Source organism: Pseudomonas morbosilactucae (assembly GCF_023241715.1).
In the GTDB taxonomy this organism is placed as follows: Bacteria; Pseudomonadota; Gammaproteobacteria; order Pseudomonadales; family Pseudomonadaceae; genus Aquipseudomonas; species Aquipseudomonas morbosilactucae.
On the sequence record NZ_JALQCW010000037.1, the window covers coordinates 41,599 to 52,489 of the forward strand.

10 protein-coding genes are annotated in these 10,891 nt (G+C 63.7%); 8 read left to right on the top strand and 2 right to left on the bottom strand.

Features of this window, described 5'->3' with window-relative positions; translation table 11 throughout:
- The first annotated feature begins 47 nt into the window (after positions 1 to 47).
- From ggt to M1B34_RS16365, 7 genes are all read left to right on the top strand, one after another.
- A complete protein-coding gene (ggt, locus tag M1B34_RS16335; protein ID WP_268265646.1) occupies positions 48 to 1,715 on the top strand; it encodes a gamma-glutamyltransferase in 1,668 nt (555 codons plus the stop codon).
- A 220-nt stretch (positions 1,716 to 1,935) separates the two neighbouring features.
- Positions 1,936 to 3,381 (top strand): SulP family inorganic anion transporter, encoded by a 1,446-nt coding sequence (locus M1B34_RS16340; RefSeq protein ID WP_268265647.1) that lies wholly within the window; start codon positions 1,936 to 1,938, stop codon positions 3,379 to 3,381.
- Positions 3,382 to 3,490: 109 nt separating this feature from the next.
- Positions 3,491 to 3,817, top strand: a complete 327-nt coding sequence (locus M1B34_RS16345; protein ID WP_268263182.1) for a hypothetical protein — start codon at positions 3,491 to 3,493, stop codon at positions 3,815 to 3,817.
- Between the two features lie 237 nt (positions 3,818 to 4,054).
- Complete coding sequence (locus M1B34_RS16350) at positions 4,055 to 5,404, top strand: GntT/GntP/DsdX family permease (protein WP_268265648.1); 1,350 nt, start codon at positions 4,055 to 4,057, stop codon at positions 5,402 to 5,404.
- A complete protein-coding gene (locus M1B34_RS16355) occupies positions 5,405 to 6,265 on the top strand; it encodes a MurR/RpiR family transcriptional regulator (protein ID WP_268265649.1) in 861 nt (286 codons plus the stop codon).
- Between the two features lies 1 nt (position 6,266).
- Positions 6,267 to 7,733, top strand: a complete 1,467-nt coding sequence (locus M1B34_RS16360; RefSeq protein ID WP_268265650.1) for an N-acyl-D-amino-acid deacylase family protein — start codon at positions 6,267 to 6,269, stop codon at positions 7,731 to 7,733.
- 116 nt (positions 7,734 to 7,849) lie between these two features.
- Complete coding sequence (locus tag M1B34_RS16365) at positions 7,850 to 8,218, top strand: glyoxalase superfamily protein (RefSeq protein WP_268265651.1); 369 nt, start codon at positions 7,850 to 7,852, stop codon at positions 8,216 to 8,218.
- Between the two features lie 2 nt (positions 8,219 to 8,220).
- Here the strand turns inward: M1B34_RS16365 and gliR are convergent, their stop codons facing one another.
- Positions 8,221 to 9,237, bottom strand: coding sequence for an AraC family transcriptional regulator GliR (gene gliR, locus M1B34_RS16370; protein ID WP_123337404.1), 1,017 nt, complete (start codon positions 9,235 to 9,237; stop codon positions 8,221 to 8,223).
- A 517-nt stretch (positions 9,238 to 9,754) separates the two neighbouring features.
- On the opposite strand from gliR, the gene M1B34_RS16375 reads away from it, so the two are divergent.
- On the top strand, positions 9,755 to 10,135 hold the full coding sequence (locus M1B34_RS16375; protein WP_268265652.1) for a DUF3077 domain-containing protein: 381 nt from the start codon (positions 9,755 to 9,757) through the stop codon (positions 10,133 to 10,135).
- Between the two features lie 289 nt (positions 10,136 to 10,424).
- On the opposite strand, the gene M1B34_RS16380 is transcribed toward M1B34_RS16375, so the two are convergent.
- On the bottom strand, positions 10,425 to 10,891 hold a 467-nt coding region (locus M1B34_RS16380), incomplete at its 5' end, for a methyl-accepting chemotaxis protein (protein ID WP_268265653.1).

The following is a 10,891-nucleotide window of genomic DNA, read 5'->3' on the forward strand; positions in this document are numbered from 1 at the left end:
AAGGCCTAAGGTTCTAGCTGTTCAAAAACAAGAAAAGGAAGCTCCTTATGCGCATTCTGTTGTTCAAGTCCCTGGCCTTGACCGTGGCCATTGCCGCCAGCGGTTCAGCCTTTGCCGTCACCCTGGAAGGCGGTGCGGTGGCCGCGCCTAACCAGTACGGCGCCGACGTGGCGGCGCAGATCCTGAAGAAAGGCGGTAACGCGGTGGACGCCGCAGTGGCCACGGCCTTTGCCCTGGCGGTGACGTACCCCGAGGCCGGCAATATCGGCGGCGGTGGCTTCATGACGATGTTCATCGACGGCAAACCTTATTTTCTCGACTACCGGGAAACCGCGCCCAAGGCCGCGACCCGGGACATGTACCTGAACGACAAGGGCGAGGTGATCGAGAACCTGAGCCTGGTGGGCGCCCGCGCCGCTGGTGTGCCGGGCACTGTGATGGGGTTGTGGGAAGCCCACAAGAAGTTCGGCAAGCTGCCCTGGAGCGAGTTGATCACCCCGGCCGTGGGCTACGCGAAAAACGGCTTCAAGGTGGCGGACAAGCAGTACCAGTACCGGGAAGATGCGTTGAAGCTGTTCAACGGTACCACCAACTTCAGCGACTATTTCGGCAGCATGAAACCGGGTGAAACCTTCCGTCAGCCAGAGCTGGCCGCGACCCTGGAACGCATCGCCGACCAGGGTGCCAAGGAGTTCTACAGCGGCAAGACCGCCGATTTGCTGGTGGCGCAGATGCAGGCCGACAAGGGCTTGATCACCAAGCAGGACCTGCAGGACTACAAGGTCCAGTGGCGCCAGCCGTTGCAGGTGACCTTCCGTGGCAACACCTTGTACACCGCGCCGCCGCCCAGCTCCGGTGGGGTCGCCCTGGCCCAGCTGATCAGCATCAAGGAAGAACGCGCCGCGGACTTCAAGGGCGTCGAACTGAACTCGGCCAAGTACATCCACCTGCTGGCGGAAATCGAAAAACGCGTGTTCGCCGACCGTGCCGACTACTTGGGCGACCCGGACTTTTCCGAGGTGCCGGTGAAGCCGTTGACCGACCCGGCGTACCTGAAAAAGCGCGCCGCCGAGGTCAACCCCAACGCCATCTCCGCCACGGAAAAAGTGCGCCCCGGGCTTGAGCCGCACCAGACCACCCACTTCTCCATCGTTGACGCCCAGGGCAACGCGGTGAGCAACACCTTCACCCTGAACTGGGACTACGGCAGCGGTGTGGTGGTCAAGGGGGCGGGCTTCCTGCTCAACGATGAAATGGACGACTTCAGCGCCAAGCCCGGCGTGGCCAATGCCTTTGGCGTGGTCGGCGGTGATGCCAACGCCATCGCCCCTGGCAAGCGCATGTTGTCGTCCATGAGCCCGAGCCTGGTGACCCGCGACGGCAAGGTCACCCTGGTGCTGGGCACCCCCGGTGGTTCGCGGATCTTCACCTCGATCTTCCAGGTGCTGAACAACCTCTACGACTACCAGCTGCCGCTGGAAAAGGCCGTGGCGGCGCAGCGCGTGCATCACCAGTTGCTGCCCAAGGACACGATTTACTATGACGCCTATGCGCCGCTCACCGGCAAGGTCGCCGATGAGCTGAAAGCCATGGGTTATACCTTGGAGGATCAGGGCTGGGAGATGGGCGATGTCCAGGCGATCCGGGTCAATGGTACTCAGTTGGAGACCGCTTCCGACCCACGGGGGCGCGGTGTCGGTAAAGTTGTTCAATAACCCGCTGTAGGAATCGGCTTGCCGGCGATAGGCTCTTGGAGTTTGCACCGGCCTTAAGGGTGTATCGCTGGCAAGCCAGCTCCTGCGCGCAATAGATGCTCGCTCCGATCCAGCACGTGCCGACGGCCGGCTGGTCGGCGGCGGCTCAATTCCGTAACATTCCCCGCCTGTTTCCCGCCATTCCCCGGATCGCCGAGTCGGTCCAACTATCAGGTCACTCATGAAAGCAAAACGTCTGCGCGCCGATGTCCTGGCCGGACTCACCACGTCCTTCGCCCTGCTGCCCGAATGCATCGCCTTTGCCCTGGTGGCCCATCTCAATCCGCTGGTGGGGCTCTACGGCGCCTTTATCATTTGCACCCTGACCGCGCTGTTCGGCGGCCGGCCGGGCATGATCTCCGGGGCTGCCGGTTCCATGGCGGTGGTGATCGTCGCGCTGGTGGTGCAACACGGGGTGCAGTACCTGCTGGCCACCGTGCTGTTGGGCGGCTTGATCATGGTTGCGTTCGGCCTGTTGCGCCTGGGCAAATTGGTGCGCATGGTGCCGCACCCGGTGATGCTGGGCTTCGTCAATGGGCTGGCGATCATCATCGCCCTGGCCCAGTTGGAGCATTTCAAGGATGGCGAGCACTGGCTCAGCGGCACGCCGCTGTACCTGATGACCGGGCTGGTGCTGTTGACCATGGCCATCGTCTACCTGCTGCCACGCCTGACCCGCGCCGTGCCGCCGGCGCTGGTGGCGATCCTCGGGATGGGGCTGGCGGTCTACCTGCTGGGCCTGCCGACCCGCACCCTGGGGGACATGGCCCACATCGCTGGCGGCCTACCTAGCCTGGCCTTGCCGGACCTGCCCTGGACCCTGGAAACCCTCGGCATCATCGCCCCCTACGCGATCCTCATGGCCCTGGTCGGCCTGCTGGAAACCCTGCTGACCCTGAACCTCACCGACGAAATCACCGAGAGCCGCGGCTACCCGGACCGCGAATGCGTGGCCCTGGGCGCGGCCAATATGGTCTCCGGGGCGTTCGGCGGCATGGGCGGCTGCGCAATGATCGGGCAGACCGTGATCAACCTCAGTTCTGGTGGGCGCGGGCGGCTGTCCGGGGTGGTCGCCGGGGTGATGATTTTGCTGTTCGTGCTGTTCCTGTCGCCGATGATCGAACGCATCCCCCTGGCCGCGCTGGTGGGGGTGATGTTCGTGGTGTCGCAGCAGACGTTCGCCTGGGCATCGCTGCGGGTGCTGAACAAGGTGCCGCTCAACGACGTGCTGGTGATCATCGCCGTGACCACCATCACCGTGTTCACCGACCTGGCCACGGCGGTGCTGTGCGGGATCATCATTGCCGCCCTCAACTTCGCCTGGCAGCAGGCTCGCGAGCTGTACGCCGAGGCCCATCTGGAGGCCGACGGCAGCAAGCTGTATCAGGTGCACGGCACCTTGTTCTTCGCGTCCACCACGCCCTTCCTCAATCAATTCGACCCGGCCAACGACCCCGAGTGGGTGACCATTGACTGCCGTCACCTGAGCTTTGTCGACTACTCGGCGATTGCCGCCTTGAAGACCCTGCGTGAGCGCTACACCAAGGCTGGCAAGCAGCTGCGGGTGCTGCACCTGTCGGAGCGTTGCAAGAAGCTGCTCAAGCGTGCCCGCGAACAACACGACTGAGGCCCGTTGGGGGCCAGCAAAAAAAGCCGTGCAGTGCGGCATATTGCTGGCCCCCTGAGGCGCTTTTCATTGCCAAACTTGCCGCCTTTTTCAGCAGGGTGTTGGCGAAATGAGGACATGGGTACTGCCCTTGACGTTGTGTGTGATGGCCGCTTCGTTCGGTGTCGAGGCTCGGGAGTTGAGCAAGCGCGAGCGATTTGTCTGCAGTTGGGGCTCGGGGATCGCCGCCGGCGCCCAGGCCTCCAAGCTTTCCGGAGTTTCGCTGTACGGTGCGCGCAAGCAATTGCAGGCGCGCAAGTTCGCCCAGCCCTGGATGCGCATGTCGGCCATGGGCATCACCGAGCAGACGTACAACAGCAGCTCGCGGCTCAAGCCCGCCGGGGTCAAGCAGACCTACTACGAGCAATGCATTCGCCATGATTTTGCGCGCCGTTAGGCGCTGATCCGCTACCTTCCAGTGCCGTCGGGCGAGTGGCAGTGCTCGCCCGTTTTCAGTGCTCGGTGATGAAAATACCCACCACCGAATTTCATCGCTGGTGCTTTTGCATAGCTGTTCGCGACAAAGCCTGCCTCTTTACGAAAATTAGTTTCACTTGGTTTGAAGCCAGTCTCTTTAAGTGATTAAAGGGTTTCACAACCATTCGAAAGTGACACTGTCGTCAAGGAGGAACCCATGGCTCCGGCATCGGGTTACTGGCTGCTGGGCTATGCCGCAGTCGCCATCATTGCGTTGATCGTGTTGATTGCTCGCTACCGACTCAACCCTTTTATCGTCATCACCCTAGTGTCCGTCGGCCTGGCGCTGATGGCCGGCATGCCGCCGTCCGGTGTGGTGGGTGCCTATGAAGCCGGGGTCGGCAAAACCCTGGGCCACATAGCCCTGGTGGTGGCCCTGGGCACCATGCTTGGCAAGTTGATGGCCGAGTCCGGCGGCGCCGAACAGGTGGCACGGACCCTGATCGATCGCTTCGGCGAGCGCAACGCTCACTGGGCCATGGTGTGCATTGCCTTCCTGGTGGGGCTGCCACTGTTTTTCGAAGTGGGTTTTGTGTTGCTCATCCCCATTGCCTTCACCGTGGCACGGCGGGTCGGGGTGTCGCTGCTGATGGTGGGCCTGCCCATGGTCGCCGGGCTTTCGGTGGTCCATGCCCTGGTGCCGCCCCATCCGGGAGCGATGCTGGCGGTGCAGGCCTATCAGGCGTCGGTGGGGCAGACCCTGCTGTATGCGCTGCTGATCGGCGTGCCCACGGCGATCATTGCCGGTCCGGTGTATGCCCGGTTTATCGTGCCGCACATTCACCTGCCGGCCGAGAACCCCCTGGAACGGCAGTTCATTGCCCGCGAACCCCGGGCGCGCCTGCCCAGCTTTCGCCTGACCATGGCGACGATCCTGTTGCCGGTGGTGCTGATGCTGATCGGCGGCTGGGCCAACCTGCTGGCGGAACCCGGCACTGGGCTCAATCAGTTTTTGCTGTTTATCGGCAACTCGGTGATCGCCCTGCTGGTGGCCACCCTGGTGAGTTTCTGGACCCTGGGGTTGGCCCAGGGCATCAACCGCGAATCGATCCTCACGTTCACCAACGAATGCCTGGCGCCCACGGCCAGCATCACCTTGCTGGTGGGGGCCGGTGGCGGCCTCAACCGGATCCTGATCGACTCCGGGGTGACCCAGCAGATCGTCGGCCTGGCCCATGAATTCCAGCTGTCACCGTTGTGGATGGGCTGGCTGTTCGCGGTGCTGATGCGGATCGCCACCGGTTCCGCCACCGTGGCCCTGACCACTGCTTCCGGGGTGGTGGCGCCGGTGGCCGTCGGCCTGGGTTATCCCCACCCGGAATTGCTGGTGATCGCCACGGGGGCCGGTTCGGTGATTCTGTCCCACGTCAACGACGGTGGCTTCTGGCTGGTGAAGGAATACTTCAATATGACCGTCGTTCAAACCTTCAAGACCTGGACCGTGCTGGAGACGCTGATTTCAGTGATCGCCTTCGGCCTGACCCTGGGACTCGCGGAGCTGTTGTAGATGGACATTCTTTACCAGATCCGTTTGCGGCTGGATGATTTAAGCGCCGGGGAAGGGCGGATCGCCCGCTTGCTGCTCGACGACGTGGGCTTTGCCGCCTCCGCCAGCCTCGACGAACTGGCCCAGCGCGCCGACGTCAGCGCCGCCACCTTGTCGCGCTTTGCCCGCAGCGTCGGTTGCCGCGACCTGCGTCACCTGCGTTTGCAACTGGCCCAGGCCAGCGGTGTCGGCAGCCGTTTTCTCGACCCCGCCAGGGCGCCCGAACAGTCCGGTTTCTACCGGCAGATCTTGGGCGATATCGAGTCTGCGCTGCATCAGCACTTGGCCGGTTTCGAGGAAGCGCAGTTTGCCGATGCGCTGCGCTTGCTGGGGCGGGCACGGATGATCCACGCCTTCGGCATGGGCGGCTGCTCGACCCTGTGCAGCGATGAGCTGCAGGTGCGTCTGGTGCGCCTGGGCTACCCCATCGCCGCCTGCCACGACCCGGTGATGATGCGGGTCACCGCCGCCGCCTTGGGGCCGCAACATGCGGTGATCGCCTGCTCCCTGACCGGCATCACCCCCGAGTTGCTGGACGCGGTGGCCCTGGCCCGCAACTACGGTGCCGGCATCCTCGCCATTACCTTGCCCGAGTCCCCCCTGGCCGAACTGGCCGACGTGCTACTGCCCCTGCACAGCGCCGAAACTTCATTCATCTACAAACCCACCGCGGCCCGCTACGGCATGCTGCTGGCCATCGATGTCCTGGCCACCGAGCTGGCCCTGGCCCTGCCCGATGACAGCCAGGAACGCCTGCGGCGGATCAAGCTGGCCCTGGACCATTACCGTGGCGGCGACGACTGCCTGCCCCTGGGAGACTGACATGCACTACGACACGCTGATCCGCAACGCCCTGATCATCGACGGCAGCGACCGCCCGGGTTACCCCGCCGACCTGGCGATTGGTGACGGTCGCATCCAGCGCATCGGCGATCTGTCCGCCGCCACGGCTGAGGCAGACATTGATGCGGGCGGTCGGGTCCTGGCCCCGGGCTTCATCGATGTGCACACCCACGACGACACCGTGGTGATCCGCCAGCCGCAGATGCTGCCCAAGCTCAGCCAGGGCGTGACCACAGTGATCGTCGGCAACTGCGGGATCAGCGCTGCGCCGGTGAGCCTCCAGGGCGACCCGCCGGACCCGATGAACCTGCTGGGCGAGCGCTCGATGTTTGTCTATCCGCGCTTTTGCGACTATCGCGCGGCGGTGGATGGGGCGCGCCCGGCGGTGAACGTCGCGGCCCTGGTGGGGCACACGGCGCTGCGCAGCAACCACCTTGCGGACCTGCATCGCACCGCCAGCGCCGCCGAGATCGCGGCCATGCGCGAGCAACTGCGCGAAAGCCTGGAGGACGGTGCCCTCGGCCTGTCCAGCGGGCTGGCCTATGCCAGCGCCTTCTGTGCCGAGACCGATGAAGTGCTGCAACTGGCCCAGGAGCTGACAGCGTTCGGGGCGGTGTACACCACGCACCTGCGCAGTGAGTTCGAGCCGGTGCTGGAGGCCATGGACGAAGCCTTTCTGATCGGCCGCTCGGCCCGGGCGCCGGTGATCGTCTCCCACCTCAAATGTGCCGGCGCCGGCAACTGGGGGCGCAGCCCGCAACTGCTGGCGGCCCTGGAACAGGCGGCCCAGGACCACCCGGTGGGCTGCGACTGCTATCCCTACGCCGCCAGTTCCTCGACTTTGGACCTCAAGCAGGTCACCGATGCTTACCGCATCACCATCACCTGGTCCACGCCACACCCGGAGCAGAGCGGTCGTGACCTGGCGGACATCGCCGCCGAGTGGGGCGTCAGCCTGCGGGTCGCCGCCGAGCGCCTGCAACCGGCGGGGGCGGTGTACTACGGCATGGATGAAAACGATGTGCGACGCATCCTCGCCCACCCGCTGTCGATGATCGGCTCCGATGGCCTGCCGGACGATCCGTTTCCCCACCCGCGCTTGTGGGGCGCCTTTCCTCGGGTGCTGGGCCACTTCAGCCGCGACCTCGGCCTGTTCCCGCTGCACACGGCGGTGCACAAGATGACCGGGCTTTCGGCGGCGCGTTTCGGCCTGCACCAGCGCGGCGAAATCCGCCAGGGGCATTGGGCCGACCTGGTGCTGTTCGACCCGGCGCGGGTGCGTGACGTGGCCGATTTCAAGCACCCACAGCAAGCGGCGCAAGGGATCGACGGGGTGTGGGTCAATGGCGTGCGCAGCTACGCCGAGGGCCAGGCCAACGGCCAACGCTCGGGGCGGTTCCTGGCGCGGGAGGGGGATTTGCGCCGGGGCTTCACATCCGCAGGCTGATTCTTTGATCTCCATCACAGTGATGGCGCCGTGCTATTAAAGAATCTTTTAACGGCGCCGAAGTGCTGGGAATCGCCGCCTGTATAGTCGGCTTATTTGAGTCAGGGAGTCGTGCAATGAGCTTTGGCAAAACCACCCCCATCCTGCGGATTTTCGACGAGGCCAAAGCGCGGGAGTTCTACCTGGGTTTTCTCGGTTTCCAGCTTGATTGGGAACATCGTTTCGAAGCCAATTACCCCCTGTACATGCAGGTGTCCCGAGGCGGTTGCGTGTTGCACCTGTCCGAGCACCACGGCGATTGCACCCCGGGCGCGGCCCTGCGGATCGAGACCGATGAACTGGAGGACTTCCAGGAGCAATTGAAGGCCAAGGATTATCCCTTTGCCCATCCGCAAATTCAGGCCATGCCCTGGGGCAGCCAGGACATGACTGTGCATGATCCGTTCGGCAATCGCCTGGTGTTTACCAACGCCATCTGCGTCTGAGTTCAGCGCCTGCGCTGCTGGCGGTATTGCGCCGGGGTCAGGCCAGTCCGTTGTTTGAAGGCCCGGTGGAACGAGCGCGGCTCGCTGAAGCCGAGGCTGTCGGAGATCTCCTGCAGCGACTGCTCGCTGTGCAGCAGGGCGTGTTCGGCCAGTTCCTGGCGCACATCATCGAGCAGTTGCTGGTACGAGGTGCCGGCCTGCTGCAGTTGGCGTTGCAGGGTGCGCACCGACAGGGCCAATTGCTCTGCGACCTGCTCCTTGCGCGGCACGCCGTGCTTGAGCCATTGGCGCAAGGCGCTTTTGACTTGCAGCGCCAGCGGTGCGTCGGCCAACGCGGCCATCATCCCCTGGGCATGGTCTTCCAGCGTCTTGAGCAGGCGTGGGTCGGACTGGCGCAGGGGCAATTGCAGGTATTCCAGGGGCGCCACCAGGGCCGAGCAGGGCTGCTCGAAGCGCACCGGGCAGCCGAACAACGCCTCGTACTGTGCCAGTTCGGCCTGTTCCGGCCGCGAATGCTCGAACCACACCACGCTGGGTGAGAGTTCCGAGTCGGCGATCCAGCGTGCATACAGCAGCCAGGACGCGAGCACGTTTTCCACCAGGTGCCGGCGAATGTCCGGGCGCTGATGGCGGCAGCTCCAGATCAGTTGCACCTGATCGCCCGCCACCTCGGCACGACTGGTGCCCATGTCCCCCACCAGCTTCTCGAACGGCATGATGCGGCCCATGGCTTCGCCCAGTGTGGCGCAGTTCATGGTGATGTAGCCCAGCACATTCCAGGAACTGGGTTTGACGAAACGCGCCGAATTCAGCCCGAACAGCGGGTCGCCGGAATGCTGGCAGAAGTAGTCCAGCAAACGCTCATGGACCTCCATCGGCAGCCGCAGGCTGGTGTCGTTCAACTGCGCGGCCTCAAGCCCCGCCGCCGCCAGCGCCGGCGCGCTGGCAATACCCAGTTGTTCCCCATAGAGCAGATATTTGAGCAGAGGCGGGACCGAGGTAAAACCGAGGCTGGGCATCGAGGTATTCCGGGTGACTGATCATTCGGACAGCAGGACGCAGATCCGGAAAGGTAAGGGCAAAGCGGGATGGGTGTAAATGCTTGGCCCCGGGCATTGGCGCCTTTCTGTAGGAACTGGCTTGCCAGCGAAGGGCGCACGGCTTATTCCCCTCACCGCCGCGCGATAAAGTTCGCCTCTAATGACGGATTTTCGCTTTGATTTGTAGGGCATTTCCGAGAGAATCCCTCCGTTACATTTCAGCTGTTTGCATGGCTTGTGCCTATCGAATGTCCAGGGCTAGTCTTCGGCCGTCGCTGCATTTCAGCGATCGGGTTTGGTAGCCCGCATCACTTCAGGCACAAGCGCCGCTGACTTTCGATAGGTCTTAATCTGTCGACGTGTTATGGCGGCTGTGCGCAGGGCACCTCGTGTGCGCTGGGTTTCCTGGAGTCCCGGTCTACCAACCTGCGTATGGCCGCCACCTTGATCGTTTGGTAGCGATGCGTGGCGGTTCAACTTCTCCAGGAGTTTTGCCGTGAAGAAGATCGTTCCCGACCCACCCGTTTTGCAACCCAGCCGTGAGTTGATCACCGCGCTGGAGGAACCCAACAAGACCTTGCTACAGGTGCTGGAAAGCACCACGCTTTCGCCCTCTTTGCACGAACGTTTCACTGCCACTGGCAGCACCCGCTTTGGTTGTCGGGATGGCGAGGGCCGTCCGCTATTCGCCGTCTGCGCAGGAGTCAATGCCGAAGAGGCGCTGCTGCACGTTTCATTGCTGCTTAAGTGCGCGGAAGAGACGGCCGACGAAATCACCAGCGCCAGCGGCATTGAGCGCGGGCTGATCTGGTCGATGATTCATTCGGTGGAGATGGCGCGGGCGGTGGTGGATGCGCTGCTGGATGGCGCTAGTTAACCGGCGGGGTAGGGGGGAGCGTCGCCGGCAGGGACCGGGCTAACCTAGACCTGTAGTGGTACATCAAGCGCGTTTGCGATCACGCTTGTTGCCGTGTCAATTAATGGCGGTTGCGTGCTGGCGGATTTTCGGATCCACCAGGTTTGCTTCTTCCTGGCCTTGCAGGCCTGCACGCAGCCGCCACCCTTGTTCACGTGAGGTAGGGCGACCGCGTTGCGCCTTTCGCTGGCAAGCCAGCTCCTACAACGGTCTGTAGGAGCTGGCTTGCCGGCGAAGGGGGCGCCGCGAATCAGACGCGGAAGTGGCTGACCATCATTTGCAGCTGGTTGCCCAGGCGGGCCAGTTCAACGCTGGACGCAGCGGTTTCGTCGCTGGCGGCAGCGGTCTGTTCCGAGACGTCGCGCACGTTGATGATGCTGCGGCTGATCTCTTCGGCCACGGCGCTTTGCTGCTCGGCGGCGGCGGCGATCTGCTGGTTCATCGACTGGATGTCGGACACCGTGCGGGTGATGTTCTCCAGGGAAGTACCCGCGCGGCGGGTCAGCTCGACGCTGCTTTCGGTCAGGTTGCGGCTGTTGTTCATCACATTGGCCACTTGCTGGGTGCCGTTTTGCAGACCGGCCACCAAGCCTTCGATCTCTTCGGTGGACTTCTGCGTGCGCTGGGCCAGGGCCCGCACTTCATCGGCCACCACGGCAAAACCACGACCGGCTTCACCAGCACGCGCGGCTTCAATGGCGGCGTTGAGGGCCAGCA

Coding starts and splice junctions, on each gene's coding strand:
- M1B34_RS16345 (WP_268263182.1), top strand. CDS start 3,491: ATGAGGACATGGGTACTGCCCTTGACGTTGTGTGTGATGGCCGCTTCG.
- ggt (WP_268265646.1), top strand. CDS start 48: ATGCGCATTCTGTTGTTCAAGTCCCTGGCCTTGACCGTGGCCATTGCC.
- M1B34_RS16350 (WP_268265648.1), top strand. CDS start 4,055: ATGGCTCCGGCATCGGGTTACTGGCTGCTGGGCTATGCCGCAGTCGCC.
- gliR (WP_123337404.1), bottom strand. CDS start 9,237: ATGCCCAGCCTCGGTTTTACCTCGGTCCCGCCTCTGCTCAAATATCTG.
- M1B34_RS16355 (WP_268265649.1), top strand. CDS start 5,405: ATGGACATTCTTTACCAGATCCGTTTGCGGCTGGATGATTTAAGCGCC.
- M1B34_RS16340 (WP_268265647.1), top strand. CDS start 1,936: ATGAAAGCAAAACGTCTGCGCGCCGATGTCCTGGCCGGACTCACCACG.
- M1B34_RS16365 (WP_268265651.1), top strand. CDS start 7,850: ATGAGCTTTGGCAAAACCACCCCCATCCTGCGGATTTTCGACGAGGCC.
- M1B34_RS16360 (WP_268265650.1), top strand. CDS start 6,267: ATGCACTACGACACGCTGATCCGCAACGCCCTGATCATCGACGGCAGC.